17 protein-coding genes are annotated in these 17,836 nt (G+C 70.7%); 11 read left to right on the top strand and 6 right to left on the bottom strand.

Annotation, left to right across the window (positions count from 1 at the left end):
• The 3 genes from gap to ACEZHJ_RS02075 all read right to left on the bottom strand — a co-directional run.
• The coding region (gene gap / locus ACEZHJ_RS02085) for a type I glyceraldehyde-3-phosphate dehydrogenase (protein WP_375036194.1) at positions 1–1,015 on the bottom strand (1,015 nt) is incomplete at its 3' end.
• 60 nt (positions 1,016–1,075) lie between these two features.
• Positions 1,076–2,275, bottom strand: coding sequence for a Tm-1-like ATP-binding domain-containing protein (locus tag ACEZHJ_RS02080; protein WP_163143055.1), 1,200 nt, complete (start codon positions 2,273–2,275; stop codon positions 1,076–1,078).
• A 173-nt stretch (positions 2,276–2,448) separates the two neighbouring features.
• Positions 2,449–3,315, bottom strand: coding sequence for an AraC family transcriptional regulator (locus ACEZHJ_RS02075; RefSeq protein ID WP_375036193.1), 867 nt, complete (start codon positions 3,313–3,315; stop codon positions 2,449–2,451).
• A 301-nt stretch (positions 3,316–3,616) separates the two neighbouring features.
• Here ACEZHJ_RS02075 and ACEZHJ_RS02070 point away from each other — a divergent pair, with 301 nt between their 5' ends.
• The 7 genes from ACEZHJ_RS02070 to ACEZHJ_RS02040 are packed head-to-tail and all read left to right on the top strand — an operon-like array spanning position 3,617 to position 9,727.
• A complete protein-coding gene (locus ACEZHJ_RS02070; RefSeq protein WP_375036192.1) occupies positions 3,617–4,855 on the top strand; it encodes an ABC transporter substrate-binding protein in 1,239 nt (412 codons plus the stop codon).
• 30 nt (positions 4,856–4,885) lie between these two features.
• Positions 4,886–5,644, top strand: coding sequence for an ABC transporter ATP-binding protein (locus ACEZHJ_RS02065; protein ID WP_018719487.1), 759 nt, complete (start codon positions 4,886–4,888; stop codon positions 5,642–5,644).
• The gene (locus tag ACEZHJ_RS02060) at positions 5,641–6,351 is read left to right on the top strand and encodes an ABC transporter ATP-binding protein (protein ID WP_163141760.1); all 711 of its coding nucleotides are present in this window, start codon (positions 5,641–5,643) and stop codon (positions 6,349–6,351) included. Before ACEZHJ_RS02065 ends, ACEZHJ_RS02060 begins: the two co-directional genes overlap by 4 nt.
• 32 nt (positions 6,352–6,383) lie before the next feature.
• Positions 6,384–7,292: a branched-chain amino acid ABC transporter permease gene (locus ACEZHJ_RS02055; protein WP_018719485.1), complete on the top strand. Its 909-nt coding sequence runs from the start codon at positions 6,384–6,386 to the stop codon at positions 7,290–7,292.
• Between the two features lie 4 nt (positions 7,293–7,296).
• Positions 7,297–8,388, top strand: coding sequence for a branched-chain amino acid ABC transporter permease (locus ACEZHJ_RS02050; protein ID WP_018719484.1), 1,092 nt, complete (start codon positions 7,297–7,299; stop codon positions 8,386–8,388).
• Between the two features lie 45 nt (positions 8,389–8,433).
• Positions 8,434–9,261 carry a phosphoenolpyruvate hydrolase family protein gene (locus ACEZHJ_RS02045; protein ID WP_018719483.1) on the top strand — a complete coding sequence of 276 codons (828 nt, stop codon included), beginning with the start codon at positions 8,434–8,436 and terminating at the stop codon, positions 9,259–9,261.
• A 31-nt stretch (positions 9,262–9,292) separates the two neighbouring features.
• Positions 9,293–9,727: an SRPBCC family protein gene (locus ACEZHJ_RS02040; protein WP_375036191.1), complete on the top strand. Its 435-nt coding sequence runs from the start codon at positions 9,293–9,295 to the stop codon at positions 9,725–9,727.
• A gap of 33 nt (positions 9,728–9,760) precedes the next feature.
• Here ACEZHJ_RS02040 and ACEZHJ_RS02035 read toward each other — a convergent pair whose 3' ends face one another.
• The 3 genes from ACEZHJ_RS02035 to edd are packed head-to-tail and all read right to left on the bottom strand — an operon-like array spanning position 9,761 to position 13,893.
• Positions 9,761–11,386: a methylglyoxal synthase gene (locus tag ACEZHJ_RS02035; RefSeq protein WP_163143089.1), complete on the bottom strand. Its 1,626-nt coding sequence runs from the start codon at positions 11,384–11,386 to the stop codon at positions 9,761–9,763.
• Positions 11,373–12,044 carry a bifunctional 4-hydroxy-2-oxoglutarate aldolase/2-dehydro-3-deoxy-phosphogluconate aldolase gene (gene eda / locus ACEZHJ_RS02030; RefSeq protein ID WP_375036190.1) on the bottom strand — a complete coding sequence of 224 codons (672 nt, stop codon included), beginning with the start codon at positions 12,042–12,044 and terminating at the stop codon, positions 11,373–11,375. The genes ACEZHJ_RS02035 and eda overlap by 14 nt, the downstream gene beginning before the upstream one ends.
• A 1-nt stretch (position 12,045) precedes the next feature.
• Positions 12,046–13,893, bottom strand: coding sequence for a phosphogluconate dehydratase (gene edd, locus ACEZHJ_RS02025; protein WP_375036189.1), 1,848 nt, complete (start codon positions 13,891–13,893; stop codon positions 12,046–12,048).
• Between the two features lie 194 nt (positions 13,894–14,087).
• Here edd and zwf point away from each other — a divergent pair, with 194 nt between their 5' ends.
• Genes zwf through ACEZHJ_RS02005 form a run of 4 tightly spaced genes read left to right on the top strand, consistent with a single transcriptional unit; the run spans position 14,088 to position 17,815 of the window.
• Positions 14,088–15,551, top strand: coding sequence for a glucose-6-phosphate dehydrogenase (gene zwf / locus ACEZHJ_RS02020; RefSeq protein WP_375036188.1), 1,464 nt, complete (start codon positions 14,088–14,090; stop codon positions 15,549–15,551).
• A gap of 2 nt (positions 15,552–15,553) precedes the next feature.
• Complete coding sequence (gene pgl / locus ACEZHJ_RS02015) at positions 15,554–16,282, top strand: 6-phosphogluconolactonase (protein WP_375036187.1); 729 nt, start codon at positions 15,554–15,556, stop codon at positions 16,280–16,282.
• A complete protein-coding gene (locus ACEZHJ_RS02010) occupies positions 16,279–17,196 on the top strand; it encodes an SIS domain-containing protein (protein WP_163143124.1) in 918 nt (305 codons plus the stop codon). The genes pgl and ACEZHJ_RS02010 overlap by 4 nt, the downstream gene beginning before the upstream one ends.
• A 34-nt stretch (positions 17,197–17,230) precedes the next feature.
• On the top strand, positions 17,231–17,815 hold the full coding sequence (locus ACEZHJ_RS02005) for a DJ-1/PfpI family protein (protein WP_375036186.1): 585 nt from the start codon (positions 17,231–17,233) through the stop codon (positions 17,813–17,815).
• The last annotated feature ends 21 nt before the right edge of the window (positions 17,816–17,836 follow it).

Genomic DNA, 17,836 nt, shown 5'->3' with positions numbered 1-17,836 from the left:
ACCGCCCGGCGTTCATGAGCGCGACGGTGGTGTCGAGCATCCGCGAGGAGAAGCCCCACTCGTTGTCGTACCATGCGCACGCCTTCAGCAGCGTCCCGCCCGTGACCTTCGTGAGCGTGGCGTCGAACACCGACGAGCGCGCGTCGTGGTTGAAGTCCACCGAGACCAGCGGCTCTTCGTTATACCCCAGCACCCCCGCGAGCTCGCCCTCGGCCGCCTCGCGCATCAGCGCGTTCACCGCCTCGACACTGCTCTCGCGCGAGAGCACGCAGGTCAGGTCCACCATCGAGACGTTGATCGTCGGCACCCGGATCGCATAGCCGTCCAGCCGCCCCGCCAGCGACGGGATCACCTGCCCGATCATCGCCGCCGCCCCCGTCTTGGTCGGGATCTGCGAGGACGTCGCGCTGCGCGCCCGCCGCGGGTCCTTGTGGTAGACGTCGGTGAGCACCTGGTCGTTGGTGTAGGCGTGCACCGTGGTCATCAGCCCGTGTTCGATGCCGATACGATCGTTCAACACCTTCACCACCGGCGCCAGGCAGTTGGTGGTGCACGAGGCGTTGGAGACAATCGCCTGGTCCTCGCGCAGGTCGCTGTGGTTGACCCCGTAGACCACCGTGGCGTCCACGTCGCTGCCCGCGGGCGCGGAGATCACCACCTTGCGGGCGCCGGCCGCCAGGTGCGCGGACGCCTTCTCGCCGCTCGCGAACAGCCCCGTGCACTCCAGCACCACGTCCACACCGAGCTCGCCCCAGGGCAGTTTCGCCGGGTCGCGCTCGCTGAGCATCTCGATGCGATCGCCGTTCACCTCCAGCGCCCCCTCGCTCACCGCCACCTCGCCGGGGAAGCGGCCGTGCGTGGTGTCGTGGCGCGTGAGATGGGCGTTGGTCTCCACGTCGCCAAGGTCGTTGACCGCCACCACGCGGAGCTCGTCGCTGCGCCCCGTCTCGTAGAGCGCACGCAGCACATTACGGCCGATACGCCCGTAACCATTGATGCCTACCTTGATCGTCATTGCTGCCTCTCGTCGCGATTGCCGTGCTACCCGGACTCCGTTCATCCGTCGGGGCACGCGTCAGCCGCCGTGCATGACCTGCTCGAAACACACAAGCAGCTCCCGCGTGAACTCCGGGTCGTTGACGTTGTACGGCGTCGAGACCAGGCGGCGCTGCGGCGCCGGACGGAAACGTTCCCGGACGGCGTCGAACAGCGCTTGGTCCGCCTCCGGGTCATGGAAGGGCTGGCCCGGGCGGTCGATTGCGCTGACACCACCCTCCGGCAGCACGAAGCGCACGGGCCCCTCCATGGGGTTGAGACGGTCCGCGATCCAGTACCCCATGCGCCGGTTTTCCTCGGCGGTGGTGCGCATGAGCGTGACCTGCGCGTTGTGCTCGTAGAACAGCCGGTCGTGGTAACGCTCCGGGACCGTCTCGCGGGGACCGAAATTCACCATGTCGAGTGCGCCCACGGACCCCACGAAGGGGATGCGCGTGCGGATGGCCGCGCCGAGACGATCCTCGCCCGCAGAGAGCTCACCGCCCATCAGCAGATCGCAGACCTCGGTGAGCGTGACGTCGAGCACCGCGCCAATCGCGCCGGTGTCGACGAGCTTTTCCAGAGACTCGCCACCAACGCCGGTGGCATGAAAGACCAGTGGCTCGTAATCGGCGGAAAGGGCGTCGACCAGCCGCCCGACGCATTCGGTGGTGACGCCGAACATGCTCAGCCCCACCGCCGGGCGCTGATCGCCGGCGGACGGTACGTCCCCCAGGACCGCTCCGGCGAGTGCATTCGCCGCGTTGGCGAGCACGCGCCGGGAGACACTGTTCAGTCCGGCAAGGTCCGTGACGGCGTTCATCATCATGATGTCCGCCGGTCCGACGTAGCGGCGCACGTTCCCGGACGCGACCGTGGAGACAATGATCTTGGGCACGCCGATGGGCAGGGCCCGCATCGCCGGCGCCGCGGCGGACGTACCCCCGGATCCCCCCAGCGCGATCACGCCGGCGACATCCCCCTGCTCCGGCAGGAAGCGCTCCAGCGCCGTGGCCATGGCGGATACCGCCCTGCCCCGGTCGTCCACCAGCACGGCTGCAGCCCCTTCGGGGTGGTACGCGGCCACCTCGGCGGCCGGGACATCCACCCAGCCGGCGTCGCTACGTGTACCGATGTCGACGACCCGTGTATCCATTCCCCAGGCGTGCAGGCATCCGGCGACGTACGACAGCTCTTCAGCCTTCGTATCGCACGTGCCGATCAGATAGGCAGTGGTCATGCTCTCCTCGCTCCCGGACCCCGGCACCGGCGGGCATCCGTGTCGTCGCTGTGCATCTTGTTATCGCGTCGATGCCCTGACGCTGCCGCAAAACGTGGCACCGCCGGAATGGTCCAGAAACGCAACCACCTGTCCGAAACGCACACGGGCGGGTCGGTGCCCGCGCCGCGCGCTCAGTCCCCCGGCGCAGCCGTGACGGCGGTCGAACGGGCGCGGAAATCCGAGGGCGACACCCCGGTCATCCGCTTGAAGGTTTTGGAGAACGCAAATGCACTGTGATAGCCCACCGAACGCGCGATCGCCTCGATGCTGAACTCGGTGGTGGCGAGCTGGTGGGCGGCGTGCTGCATGCGCAGGTGGGCGAGCTGCTGCATCGGACTTCGGCCGAACGCGGCCTGGCATATCCGCCGCAGGTGCTCGGCGCTGACGTGGGCGATCGCCGCCATGGACTCCACGGTCCAGCGCTGCTCAAGCCCGGCCTCGACACGCTCCAGGACCGCCACGATGCGCCGGTCGTTGCGCCACGGATCCGCGAACCGCGAGATGTAACGCTCGATGCTGTCGATCCAGAGCACGCACGCGGCGGGGTCGTGTTCGCCCAGGAACACCTCGCTGTGCAGACCCAGGATCGCGTGCTTGAGCGGCTCGGCCCGGAACGCACCCATGACCGGCGCCATGGTGCCCACCACGGAGCGCGGCGCGGTCGGCAGATAGCGTACCCAGCAGTACTGCCAGCGGCTCCGGGGGACCGCATGAAAGGCGTGCAGGCCATGAGCGGGCGCGAACGACATCATGCCCGGACCCATGCGCCGCCAGCGTCCGTCCAGCAGCATCACCCCCTCACCCCCCAGGCAGGCATGGATATAGGCCCCGCTGAGGCGCAGCCGCACGATCCGGTAGGGCACGGCGGCATCGCCGACACCCACATGGGAGATGTGCCTGCCCGCCAGGGACGGACAGTCCTCGGCACGGACGATCCACTGCTGTGTGTCCTCACCCACGATGTGTGTTTCGGACAGGTCGTCGTGTCTTGCAGCCATGGCCCGCCTTTCTCGCCGCGTACTAGGTTTCAAGCACGGTCACGCGCCACGAATCATAACGCCAGACCCCTGCGAGGGGTGCAAGCGTGCCCGAAACGGGGCTGATCGCGGCGCCGACCGGACTTGCCGCCCCAGGGGCGGAACCGCCGCCCCGCACCGCCGCCGGGGGGATCCGCGACGGCACGGTGCGGCATGTGCTTATCGGTATAAGCGGGGCGCAGCACGGAGGCCCGGGCCAGACGGACCGGCACCGGGCGGACCGACAACCAGAACCGGGCGATACGCCCGACGGAGGAGAGAGATGAGAGTCACGACCAGAGTGACCGCGGCCATCGCCGGCTGCGGCATGGCCCTCGGCATGGTGAGCTCGCCGCTCATGGCACAGGACAAGGAACCCATTCGCATCGGGGTGATGGCGAGCCTCAGCGGGGCATTCGCCCAGATGGGCGCCGACGGCGTCGACGGCGTGAAGCTGGCGGTTGAGGAGTTCGGCGGCGAGATCAACGGCCGGCCGGTGAAGCTGTTCATCGAGGACAGCGCCATGGATCCCAGTGTCGCCGTCGAGAAGACCCGCGCGCTGGTAAACCGCGACGGCGCACAGGTGGTTCTCGGCCCCCTGAGCGGCGCCGCCGGCCTGGCGGTGAAGAAGGGTGCCGGCGAATTCCCGGACGCCACCATCATCGTGGCCGGCTCCGCCGCCGAGGACATCACCATGCGCGGGGTCGCGCCCAACGTGTTCCGCACGTCCTACACCGGCGCACAGCCGACCTTCCCCCTCGGTGATTACGCCTATGACCAGGGCTACCGCAAGGTGGCGATCGTGGCCGAGGACTACGCCTTTCCGTACGCGCAGGTCGGCGGCTTCATGAAGACGTTCTGCGCCCGCGGCGGCAGCGTGCCCAAGAAGATCTGGGTCCCCATCGGCACCAGCGACTACAGCTCCGCCGTCGCACAGATCCCGCCGGATGTCGACGCGCTGTTCGTCGCCCTGGGCGGTACCGACGCGGTGAACTTCATCCGCCAGATGGACGACTTCGGTCTGCTCGACCAGATGGACATCCTGGGCGGCACCGTCACCGTGGACGGCACCCAGCTGGCCTCCATCGGTCCGCTGATGGAGGGCGTGGTATCCGGCTCGATCATGTCCGGTCAGCTCGACAACGACGCCTACAAATCGCTGGACCGCAAGTTCGGCGAGCTGCGCGGGCGTCCGCCGTCCCTGTTCGTGGAGAACTACTACCGCGCCGCCAAGTGGGCGCTGCTTGCGCTGGAGGACGTCGACGGCAATGTCGAGGACCAGGAGGCACTGCGCAAGGAACTGCTGCAGACCAGCTTCCAGGCGCCGGGCTCGTTCGTCTCCTTCGACCGCTATCACAACGTGGTGCCGGACGTGTACCTCAACCGCGTGGAGAAGGTGAACGGCGAGTGGCGCAACGTGCCCATCCGGACCTATTCGCGGGTGAGCCAGTTCTGGACCTTCGATCCGGAGCAGTACCAGGCTGCGCCGGCCTATGACCGCGACACCCCGAGCTGCCCGTAAGGCAGCCGGGGCGCTCGAGGGAGGCGCACGATGGATGCGGCACTGAAGCTGACGGGCGTGAGCCGCCAGTTCGGCGGGATCACCGCAGTCAGCAACGTCCACCTCGACCTCGAGCCCGGGGAGCGCTGCGCGCTCCTCGGGCCCAACGGGGCGGGCAAGACCACACTGTTCAACCTCATCGCCGGGGACATCCCGCCGAGCTCGGGACGCATCGAGCTCTTCGGCGAGGACATCACCCGGCACCCGGTCGCAGCCCGCGTCTGGCGCGGGCTGCGGCGCACTTACCAGAAGTCCGCGCTGTTCGACAACCTGAGCGTCGCAGAGAACCTCTTTCTGGGCGCCCTCGGTCCTGGCGGACGCGGCCACCTCACGGTCGGCCGGTCGCTGCGCTCGGCCCGGGCGCGCTGGGCGCAGGTGGAGCACACCGCGGACATGGTCGGTCTCTCCGGGCATCTCACGACCACCGCGGCGGCGCTGTCCCACGGCGAGCGCCGACAGCTCGAGATCGGCCTGGCACTGGGCGAGGACGCGCGGATGATCCTCCTGGATGAGCCCGCCGCCGGCCTTTCGCCCGAGGAACGCGCGACCCTGACGGGACTGCTCTCCGGGCTCTCCCGGGACTGTTCGCTGGTGATGATCGAGCACGACATGGACATGGCCCTGGCCCTGACCGAGCGCGTGGTGGTGCTCAGCGACGGGGCGCTGGTCGCCGAGGGCACCCCGGAGCAGATCGTGGACGACCCGCTCGTCCGCGAGGTCTATCTCGGCGGGGGAGGCGAAGCGGCATGAGCGCGTTGCTCTCCATCGACGATCTGCACGTCTATTACGCCTCGGCCCACGTCCTCCAGGGCGTGAGCTTCGAGCACGACGGCGGCGTCCTCTGCCTGCTCGGGCGCAACGGCATGGGCAAGACCACCCTGGCCCGCTCGATCATGGGCCTGGTCCCGGTCAGTGACGGCGAGGTCCGGGTACGGGGCGACGCGGTGACCAATCAAGCGCCCCACAGGGTGGCCGCGCGGGGCGTGGGCTACGTCCCCCAGGGCCGGGACATCTACCCCTCGCTCACCGTCGACGAGCACCTGCGCATGCTGGCGGGTCGTACCGAGGGGGAATGGACCATGCGCCGGGTCTACGAGCTCTTTCCCCGCCTGGAGGAACGCCGCACGGTCCATGCCGGCCACCTGTCCGGCGGTGAGCAGCAGATGCTGGCCATCGCACGGGCACTGATGACCAACCCGTCGCTGATGATCATGGACGAGCCCTCCGAGGGGCTGGCCCCGGTGATCGTGGAGCCGCTGATCGAGAAACTGCGCACCCTGGCGGCCTCGGGCATGGCGATCCTGCTGATCGAGCAGAACCTGCGCATGGCGACGGCGGTAGCCGACGAGCTGCTGATCATGGTCTCCGGCCGCCTGGAGGCGCGTATCCCGCCCCGGGAGCTCGAGGCGGACAGCGCGCTCCAGCAGCAGCTGCTCGGCGTCACGATGAACGACTGACCGCCGCCCGTGCGGCAGCGGAGGAAACACCAATGCCAAGCTATTTCCAGTTCGTTCTGACCCTGATGAACGGGCTTACCTACGGCGCGCTGCTGTTCGCCATCGCGAGCGGCTTCACCCTGGTCTTCGGGCTCATGCGCGTCCTCAACCTGAGCCACGGCGCCATCTACCTGCTCGGCGCCTACGTGGGCTACACCGTCTCCCGGACGGTCACGGACTGGGTCACCGCCTGGCTGCCCGCCCTCGGCGGTGTCGGCTGGGTAGCCGGGGTCTGCGGCGCCGGGCTCGCCGGTGCGCTGATCGCCCTGGTGCTCCAGCGCCTGATCCGGGGCGTCGACGGCGAGCTGCCGCAGACCCTGCTCACCCTGGGGCTCGCGATCACCATCGGCGACCTGTGCCTGTGGATCTGGGGCGGCCTGCCCCTGACCCTGGAGCCGCCGGAGGCGGTGAGCCAGGCGGTTCGCATCGCCGGCATCCCCTACCCGGGCTATCGCGTGTTCGTGATCGCGTTTGCGCTGTTCATCGGCGTCGCGCTCTACCTGCTGCTGTTCCGCTCCCAGCTCGGCCGGATCATCCGCGCGGGGGTCGACAACCGCGAGATGGTCGCCGCAACGGGCGTCGACATCGACCGTCTGTTCCTCAAGGTGTTCATGCTCGGCGGCGCGCTCACCGGGGTGAGCGGCGCCATCGGCGGCTCCTACCTCGCGTTTCAGCCCGGCACCGATTTCGAGATCCTCACCATCGCGCTGTTCGTGGTGGTGATCGGCGGCCTCGGCAGCCTCCTCGGCTCCGCGGTGGGTGCGGTGATCGTCGGGCTGATCGACAGCTTCGGGCGCGCCTACTTCAGCGAGCTGTCCATGTTCCTGTTGAGCGGAACGGTGATCCTGGTGCTGGCATTCCGCACCCAGGGCCTGTTCGGGCGCTCCGTCGAGAGGGGATAGGCCCATGCATACCGAGATCCGGACGTCCCTCAATGAGCGGCTGGCGGACACCGCCCGGCGCGGCAACCGCCGCGACGTGACGACCGCGGCCGTGCTGATGGCCCTGGCGGTGCTCTACCCGCTACTCGGGACCACGTTCCAGCTCCAGCTGCTCACCAGCGGGCTGATCACGGGCATGGTCGCGATGAGCTTCAGCCTCCTCGCGGGCTTCGGCGGCATGGTCTCGCTGGCGCAGATGGCCTTCTACGGCATGGCCGCCTACGTGGTCGGCATCGGCGGCCACGACATGGGCCTGCCGGCCCTGCTCACGGTGCCGCTGGCAGTACTCTCCGCCGCGGTGCTGGCCGGCCTGTTCGGGCTGATCGCCGTGCGCTCCTCGGGGATCTACTTCCTGATCATGACCCTGGCGCTGCTGCAGATGTTCTTCGGCGTGGCGATGCAGTGGCAGTCCGTGACCGGCGGCTACAACGGCGTCGCCGGCATACAGGCCCCCGAGGTGGCCGGCTTCTCGCTGGGTGACGCGGCCCCGCTGTACCTGGTGACCGTGATCGTGGCCGCGGCGAGCTACCTGGGCCTGCGCTGGCTGCTGCGCACCCCCTTCGGCCTGACCCTCCAGGGTATACGCGACCGCCCCGAGCGCATGCGGGCCCTCGGCTTCCGCGTCCAGCTGCACCGCTGGCTGCTGATGGTGCTCTCGGGCGTCATCGCCGGCCTCGCCGGGGTGCTGGGCGTCTACTACCACGGTGTGGTGAGCCCGGACGTCGCCGGCCTGACGGCGTCGCTGATCGTGGTCCTGTCCGCGCTCGTCGGCGGGGTATCCAGCCTGGTCGGCGGGCTGATCGGGGGCATCCTCGTCACCGTGCTGATCAGTGTCGTCAGCTACCTCATGCAGCAGTGGTTCGGCACCAGCCATTACTGGACGGTGGTGGGCCTGATCTTCGTCGTCGTCGTCAAGAACTTCCCGAACGGGATCTTCGGCGTCGACGCCCGCACCCGCCGGGTCCTCGAGCGCGTGCTCACGCGCTGGACCGGGGCGGGGTCCGGCGACGGCGCGCGCGCCCCTGCCGGTAACGGAACGTCGCCGCAGACCCGGTAACCCGGGTCCGGCACGGCAATCGACACGCAAGCAAAGGAACCGACAATGGCAAGAGTCGAGCGCAAGGTCCTCGTCGAGCGATTCCAGGAAATGGCGCGACGCGGCCAACCCATCATCGGCGGCGGCGCCGGTACCGGGATCTCCGCCAAGTGCGAAGAGGCCGGGGCCATCGACCTGATCGTCGTCTACAACTCCGGGCGCTACCGCATGGCGGGCCGGGCCTCCTCGGCGGGGCTGCTGGCCTACGGCAACGCCAACGAGATCGTCCAGGACATGGCCGGCGAGATCCTGCCGGTGGTCAAGCACACACCGGTGCTGGCGGGCGTTAACGGCACCGATCCGTTCGTGATCATGCCCAAGCTGCTGCGCGAGCTGAAGGAGCTCGGCTACTCCGGCGTCCAGAATTTCCCGACGGTGGGCATCATCGACGGGACGTTCCGGGTTTCGCTGGAGGAGACCGGCATCAACTTCTCCACGGAAGTGGACATGATCCGCCAGGCCCATGAGCTGGACCTGCTGACCACGCCGTACGTGTTCTCCGCCGACGAGGCGGTCGAGATGGCACGCGCCGGCGCCGACATGATCGTGCCGCACATGGGCGTGACCACCGGCGGCAGCATCGGTGCACAGTCCTCGCGGACGCTCGACGAGTGCGTGGCACTGATCGACGAATGGGCCGAGGCGGCCAAGCGCGTGCGCCCGGACGTGCTCGTTATCTGCCACGGCGGACCGATCGCCAACCCCGACGACGCGAGCTACGTGCTGCGCAACAGCGAGCACTGCCAGGGCTTCTACGGCGCGAGCAGCATGGAGCGCCTGCCCACGGAGATCGCGCTGACCGACCAGATCCGGCGCTTCAAGGACATCGCCTGACCCCGCAGGATCACCGAGGAGGAGAGAGACGATGGCAAGGGTTTACGTAACCATGGTGCTCGACGCGGACATCGAACAGGCCTGGGGCGTGCTCCGGGACTTCAACGGCCTGCCGGACTACCATCCGATGTTCGCGGAAAGCCATATCGAGGACGGCCGCCCCGCGGATCAGGTCGGGTGCGTGCGCAACTTCGTCGACCACGAGGGCGGGCGCATCCGCGAGGAGCTCCTTGCCCTCTCGGACCGGGAATACCTGTGCGCGTACCGGATCCTCGAGGCGGGCATGCCCGTGCGCAACTACGTCTCGCAGATGCGCCTCTGGCCGGTAACGGAATCCGGCCAGACCTTCGGCGAATGGTGGGCCGAGTTCGACGTCGACCCGGCCGATGAGGCAGCGACCGTGGAGCGGGTGACGGAGACCTTCCGCCAGGCCTTCCAGAGCGTCTCGGCGCGGTTCTCCCGCTAGACGTGCGGGCCCCGCGGCGGGCCCGGCACCGCCCTATCCCGGCGTCTGCTCCGTCAGCGCGGCGCGCACGTCCCGCGCCATGGCGATCACCGTGGTAACCCCGCCGCCGTCGACCTGACCGGCGAGCCGCGGGGGCACCCCGGGGGGAACCACGAGCACGTCGTCGCCGGGGGAACGGCGGCGGTCCCCCGCTCCCCCAGTGTCCCCCGACCGCTGCGAGAGCGTCGCGATCCGCACGTCGACGCCGTCCGCCCCGGCCGCCGGCGTCGCCAGCGTCGCCGACAGCGCCGCGGCGAGGTGACCGGCATTGCGCACCGCACCCGCGGCATCGCCCTCCGGCACGACCTCGACGTTGGCCATGCGGCGGTATCCCCGCCGGACCAGCGGCATGGCGAAGTCGCCACGGGCGTCGTCCACGGCCTGAAGCCGCTCGGGGAGCGAGGCGATGACGTCCAGGAGCTCACCGAGCAGCCCGCCGTCGCCCACACCGACACGCAGCCGTGCCGCGCTGGAGGCCATGCCCCGGGCACGCTCGGAGACCAGGGCGCGGATGTACCACGCGGCGGCCTCCAGCTGCGCGGTGCGCGCGTCGCCGCCGTGGTCCGCGGACGCCACCGGCACCAGCTCCACGCCCCAGCGCCGGCGGCAGGCGTCGATCAGCGTCACCCAGCCGTCCCGGCCGGCGGCCTCGCAGCGCTGGTGGCGTGCGGCCCACTCGCGGGCCGTCGCGGGATCGTGGAGGCAGAGCACCTCGTTGCCGGGGATGCGCGTGGCCCGCTCCATGAGCTGGATGTCCGCCTCGTGCTCCCGGGAGACGTGGGGGTCCTCGAAGAACACCACCGCCTGACAGCGGCGCTGGCGCACGAGCTCGGCGATCTGCACGTCGCCACCGCGGGGACCGCTGGCCATGCCCCTGACCCAGTCGCCGCCGGCGGAGAGGTCCCGCAGACGCGCGGTCAGGTCCTCGACCTCCGGCGCCGGCTCTCCGAGGCGCTCCGGGATACGGCCGTTGAGCAGCGCACCGGTGGTCCCCGTGCCGAGCCGCGCGCCGAACCGGGAGAGGAACCCCCGGTGCTCGTCGGCAAAGGCCAGCATCTCCGTCTTGAGGGTGTCGTGGGCGATCAGGGCGACGGCCTCGTCGGCCGGATCGCCGCGCATGCCCAGTGCCTTGGCCGCGGCGTCGTCGATGTGGCCGGCAGCGGCGCTGCGCCCGTCCCGGGCCAGCCAGTCGAGACCGAACCACGCCACCGCCGCGGCCTCGGAGGCGAGGAACGGCGTGCGTGTGACCACGCACTCGCGCTTAAGCGCCAGGCTGTCCGGGAACAGCGAGGTGGCGTCCCGCGGGTCCGAGAAATACACCACGGCATCGAGCCGGCGCCCGTCGGGCAGCCCGGAGACGACCCGGTCGCTCAGCGCCACCAGTCCGCCCTCGCCCCCCGGCGGGACCCGCACCACCGGCTCGTAGTCGTGCAGCAGACCGCACCGCAGCAGCGAGCGGTACGTGCCCTCGAGCAGATGGAGCTCCGGGCGCAGGACCGCGCGGAAGTACGGCTCGAAGCGGCGGATGAAACGCGCCGCCGGACTGTCCGGGCCCAGCCGAAGACTGCGGCTCGCCAACACGGCGATCGCCGGCCGTGCCCCGTCGTTACCGCTGCTCACGCCCGCCCCCCGGCACGCCCGGACCCAGCGTCCCGCCGTCACCGAGGGCCACGGCCGCCCGCGCCCGCTCGGTAATCCCGGCCCAGTCCCCGGCCACCACGCTCGCCGGCGGCGCGAGCCAGCTCCCGCCCACGCAGACGACGTTGTCGAGGGCGAGATAGTCCGGCGCGGAGGCGGGATCGATCCCGCCCGTGGGGCAGAAACGCACGTCGGCGAAGGGGCCCGCGAGTGCGCGCAGCATGGCGATCCCCCCCGCCACCCCGGCGGGGAAGAACTTCAGGTGGGTGAACCCCGCCTCGAGCGCCCCCTGCACCTCCGAGGGCGTGGCGACGCCCGGCATGAACGGCACACCACTGTGGCGCGCGGCCGTCAGCAGCGACGGCGTGGCACCGGGGCTGACGACGAACGCCGCCCCGGCATCGACGGCCCCCTGGAGGTCGGCGGCGTTCAATACGGTCCCCGCCCCGACCACCGCGCCGGGCACGTCCGCCGCCGCCCGGATCGCCGCGGGTGCCGCCGGCGTGCGCAGGGTGATCTCCACCACCGGCAGGCCGCCCGCCACCAGGGCGCGTACCGTCTCCACCGCCGAGTCGGCATCGTCCACGGCGAGCACCGGGATCACGTTCACCCGGGAGACAATCCCGTCCATTCCCGTCATCTCAGCCACCTCCGTGCTGGGCCGCGCCATCGAGATCGAACACCCGCGCGCCGGCCTCCGCCGGCGTGGCGTTGGCGCGGAAGATCTGGAAGAGCTCGCGACCCATGCCGCGGCTGCCGGCATCCGGCGCCGCCGCCGGCGACCGCGCGGCCCACTCGTCGGCATCGACCAGGGCCTCCAGGGTCCCGGCGCCGGCATCGAGGCGGATGCGGTCGCCGTCGCGCACCCGCGCGAGTGCGCCGCCGGCCGTGGACTCCGGCGTGAGGTGGATCGCCGCCGGCACGCGGCCGGAGGCGCCGGACATGCGCCCATCGGTCACCAGTGCCACGCGGTAACCGCGGTCCTGGAGCACGCCGAGCTGCGGCGTGAGCTTGTGCAGCTCGGGCATGCCATTGGCGCCCGGCCCCTGGAAACGCACCACCGCCACCATGTCCTCGTTGAGCTGGTCGCGGGAGAACGCCTCGAGCAGCGCCTCCTGGCTCTCGAACACCCGCGCCGGCGCCTCCACGCACCAGCGCTCCCGCTCCACCGCGGAGACCTTGATCACCGCGCGGCCGAGATTGCCGGTGAGCAGCCGCAGCCCGCCCTCCTCGTCGAACGGCGCGTCGCAGCCGCGCAGCACCGCGGTATCCAGGCTCTCCGCCGCCGGCTCGCGCCAGGCGACCCCGCCCTCGGCGAGGTAGGGCTCCCGGCGGTAATGGCGCAGCCCCTCGGAGCCGGCCACGGTCATGACGTCCGGGAACAGCAGCCCGGCGTCCAGGAGCTGGTCGATCAGGTAGGCCATGCCGCCGGCGGCATGGAAGTGATTCACGTCCGCCTTGCCGCTGGGGTAGATCCGTGCGAGTAGCGGCACCACCCGGGAGAGCTCGGCGAAGTCGTCCCAGGTGAGCTCGATGCCCGCCGCCCGGGCGATGGCCGGCAGGTGGATGGTGTGGTTGGTCGAACCGCCGGTGGCGAGCAGGCCGACCACCGCGTTGACGATGGACTCCTCGCAGACGACCCGGCCGACCGGGGTGTACTCCTCGCCACCGTGGCGCAGCTCGACCGCGCGGCGGGTGGCGGCAACGGTGAGCGCATCGCGCAGCGGCATACCCGGGTTCACGAACGCGGCACCGGGCAGGTGCAGACCCATGACCTCCATGAGCAGCTGGTTGCTGTTCGCCGTGCCGTAGAAGGTGCAGGTGCCCGGGGCGTGGTAGGACTGCGACTCCGCCTCGAGCAGCGCCGCCCGATCCACCCGGCCCTCGGCGTAGAGCTGGCGGATGCGGGACTTCTCGGCATTCGGCAGCCCCGAGGGCATGGGACCGGCGGGGACGAAGACGAACGGCAGGTGACCGAAGTGCAGCGCCCCGATCAGCAGCCCGGGGACGATCTTGTCGCACACGCCCAGGCAGAGCCCTGCATCGAAGGCGTTGTGCGACAGCGCGATCGCCGTGGCCATGGCAATGGTGTCGCGGCTGAACAGCGACAGCTCCATGCCGGGCTGGCCCTGGGTGATGCCGTCGCACATCGCCGGCACGCCGCCGGCGAACTGCGCGGTCGCGCCGGCATCCCGCGCGGCCTGCCGGATCAGCGGCGGGAAATCCCCCAGCGGCTGATGGGCGCTCAGCATGTCGTTGTACGCCGAGACGATGGCGACGTTCGGCCGCTGCAGACCGCGCAGCGACGCCTTGTCGGAATCGCCGGCGGCGGCGAAGGCGTGGGCGAGATTCGTGCAGGACAGGCCCGCGCGAACGGGCCCCTCGTGGCCGGCGGCATCGATGCCGGCCAGGTAGTCGCGGCGGCGCTCACGGCTGCGCTCGCGGATGCGCTCGCACACCTCGGTGAGTACGGGATGGACGTCTGTCATGGACGGGGCTCCGGGGACGGTCACGGTTATGTAATAAAACTACAACAACGGTAGCCCCTCTGGGTTGCGGCGTCAAAAATGCCTACACCCCAGACGAAAAACCGTCTATCGCTTGGATTATCACCCATCAGTGTGTAATTTTACTACATACCGTCACCCCGACGGCGCCAACCATCCCGACGGAGGGGCACACCTTGGCCACTGTCGAGCCATTCGACCTGATCATCTTCGGAGGCACCGGCGATCTCGCCATGCGCAAGCTCGTCCCGGCCCTCTACCAGCGCCACCGCGACGGCGAACTCCCGGACGACGGACGCATCCTCGCGCTCTCCCGCAGCGCCCTCGACCGCGACGGATTCCTCCAGCAGGCCGAGGCCCAGTGCCGCGAGTTCGTGCCCTCGGAGGAGTTCGATGTCCAGCAGTGGCGACGTTTCACCGAGCTGCTCGATTTCCGCCAGGTCGACGCGAGCACGCCGGCGGACTACGGTCGGCTGGCGGAATGGCTCGCCCCGCACCCCGAGCGCACCCGGGTGTTCTACCTGGCGACGAGCCCGGCGCTGTTCGTCGGCATCTGCGACAACCTCGCCGCCAGCGACCTGGTCACGCCGGCATCGCGGGTGGTACTGGAGAAACCCCTCGGCCACGACCTCGCCTCCGCCACGGCGATCTCCGAGCGCATCGGCGCGATCTTCTCCGAATCCCAGATCTACCGCATCGACCACTACCTGGGGAAGGAGACGGTTCAGAACCTGATGGCCCTGCGCTTCGGCAACATGCTCTTCGAGCCGCTGTGGCGGCGGGAGTGGATCAGCGACGTGCAGATCACCGTCGCCGAGGACGGCGGCGTCGCGGGCCGCGGCGCCTTCTACGACCGCACCGGCGCGCTGCGGGACATGGTCCAGAACCACCTGCTGCAGCTGCTGTGCATTGTCGCCATGGAGCCGCCGGTCAGCCTCGAGGCGGACGCCGTGCGCGACGAAAAGCTCAAGGTCCTGCGCGCTCTGGAGCCGTTGCACGGCGCGGACGCCCTGCGCAACACCGTGCGCGGGCAATACCGCGCCGGCGCCGTCGACGGCCGGCCCGTGCCCGGCTACCGCGAGGAGTCCGGCATCCCCGCCACCAGCACCACGGAGACCTTTGTCGCAGTGCGGGCGGGGCTGGCGAGCTGGCGCTGGTCCGGAGTGCCGTTCCACCTGCGCACGGGCAAGCGCCTGCAGCAGCGCCTCGCGGAGATCGTGGTGAACTTCCGCGGCGTACCCCACAACCTGTTCGAGGGCATGGGCGCCGGCCCCCAGCCCAACCGCCTGGTGATCCGGCTCCAGCCCGACGAGGGCGTGCGCCTCTACCTCATGGCCAAGTCCCGGGGCAACCGCATGCGGCTGCGCCCGGTGTACCTGGACCTCGATTTCGCCGAGGCGTTCAAGGCGCGCCAGCCCGACGCCTACGAGCGGCTGCTCATGGACGTCCTGCGCGGCTCGCTGACCCTGTTCATGCGCCGTGACGAGCTCGCCGCCGCCTGGGAATGGGTCGACCCGATCCTGGACGCCTGGCGGGAGACAGAGGACGAGCCCAAACCTTACACCGCCGGCACCTGGGGCCCCGCCGCCTCCAGCGCCCTGCTGGGACGCAACGGCTCGGCCTGGCGGGAGGAGTCGTGAACATGCCCTCCCGCACCGCCCCCACACCCGACGTCCGCGTTGCCGAGCACCCGGACCCCGACGCCCTCGCCGACGCGCTGGCGGAGAGCGTCGCTGCGAGCCTCACCGAGGCCGTGGCCGCCCGCGGCGTCGCCACACTGGTGGTGCCCGGCGGGCGCACGCCGGTCGCCCTGTTCCGGGCGCTGTCCCGCATCGAGCTGCCCTGGTCGTCGGTGATGGTCACGCTCACCGACGAGCGCCGGGTGCCGGCGGACGATCCCCAGAGCAACGCGCACCTGGTGCACACGCACCTGCTCGCCGGCGCGGCCCGGGCGGCGCGTTTCGTGCCCCTGGCGGGCGACCCGGGCGGCGACGCCGCGCAGGCGACACGCTCGTGCTGCAAGCGCCTCGCCGGCCTGCCCCGACCATACGACGTCGTGATCCTGGGCATGGGCGGGGACGGCCATACCGCGTCGCTCTTCCCCGGACGGTTCCCCGGCGGGCCGGACGCCGACTGCGCCGCGGTGACCGCCCCGGTCGCCCCCGAGGGCCGGCTCTCCCAGTCCGCGGCACGGCTCGCCGCCACCCGCCGCCTGATCGTGTACTTCACCGGCCACGACAAGCGCGCGGTCTTCGACCAGGCCCTGGCCGATGCCGGCACCACGAAGCCGCTGCCCATCGCCGCCGTCGCCCGGCAGGCCGACTGCCCAGTGGAGCTCTACTGGGCGGACACGCCGGGAGGACCCGCATGAGCACGCCGCACCCGGACGAGATCGCCACCACCGGGGCCCGTTCCGTGATCGCCGGGATCCGCGCCGCCCTGCCGGGCCTGCGCCGCTCCGAGCGTAAGGTCGCGGAATGCGTGCTCGCCGACCCCGGCGCGGTGCCCGAGGCGCCAATCGCGGCACTCGCGGCCCGGGCCGGCGTGAGCGAGCCCACGGTCGTGCGTTTCTGCCGAGCGCTGGGCCACAGCGGGTTCCAGCAGTTCCGTCTGGCCCTGGCCCGCGACGCCGCCGGCGGCGACGCCTGCATGATCAGCGGTATCGAGCGGGACGACGATATCGCATCCCTGACCGCAAAGGTCATGGACCGCTCCGTGGCGACCCTGCTGCAGGCACGCCGCAGCCTCGACACCGCACGCATCGAGGCCGCCGTGGCCCTGCTCGCCGGCGCGAGCCGCATCGAGCTCTACGGCCAGGGCGCCTCCGGCGTCGTCGCCGCGGACGCGCAGCACAAGCTCTTCCGCCTCGGTATCCCGGTGGTGGCCTATACCGACCCCCACGTCCACGGCATGGCCGCGGCCATCGTCCCGGCGGACGCGGTGGTCGTGGCGATATCGCACACCGGACGCAGTCGTGACATCGTGGAGAGCGTGGCCCGGGCACGGGGCAACGGCGCCGCGGTGATCGGCGTCACCGCCGCGGATTCGCCGCTGGCGGCGCAATGCAGCGTCGTTCTCGGGGCCGAGGCCGACGAGGACACCGATCTCTACACCCCGATGATGTCGCGGCTGGTCCACCTCGCCATCCTCGACGTCCTCGCCGCCGGACTTGCCGTCGCCGGCGGCGACGAGGCGCTGGAACGGCTGCGTCGCACCAAGCGCAGTCTGACGGCGGCACGGGGCGGCAGCGACCGCGACACGGCCGCCGCCGATACCGGACCGTGATCCCATAACCTCTGGCAGCAAGGGAGAGACCGTCATGAGCGGACGCAGGATCCTGATGATCGTCGGCGACTTCGGCGAGGACTACGAGATCATGGTGCCCTTCCAGGCACTCCAGGCCGTGGGACACACGGTCGACGCCGTGTGTCCGGGCAAGCGCGCCGGCGAGAGCGTGCGCACGGCGATCCACGACTTCGAGGGCGACCAGACCTACTCCGAGAAACCCGGCCACAACTTCGCGCTCAACAGCGATTTCGACGCCGTCGACCCGGCGGACTACGACGCCCTGTGCCTGCCCGGCGGTCGGGCGCCGGAGTACCTGCGCCTCGACGAGCGGGTCCTCGCCGCGGTGCGCCACTTCGACGAGACGGGCAAGCCCATCGCCGCGATCTGCCATGCCGCGCAGATCCTGGCGGCGGCCGGTGTCGGCCGCGGCCGGCGGGTCTCCGCCTACCCTGCCTGCGCGCCGGAGGTGCGCCTCGCCGGCGGCGAGTACGCGGAGATCGAGGTCACGGACGCGGTGACCGACGGCCACCTCGTCAGCGCCCCCGCCTGGCCGGCCCACCCGGCCTGGATCGCGCAGTTCCTCACCGTGTTGGGCACCCGCATCAGCCACGGGTGACGGCCCGGCCGCGGCCCCGCC

Source organism: Arhodomonas sp. KWT2 (assembly GCF_041949875.1).
Lineage (GTDB): Bacteria > Pseudomonadota > Gammaproteobacteria > Nitrococcales > Nitrococcaceae > Arhodomonas > Arhodomonas aquaeolei.
Note: the sequence above shows the minus strand (reverse complement) of the source record. Positions and strands in the feature narration are given on the sequence as shown.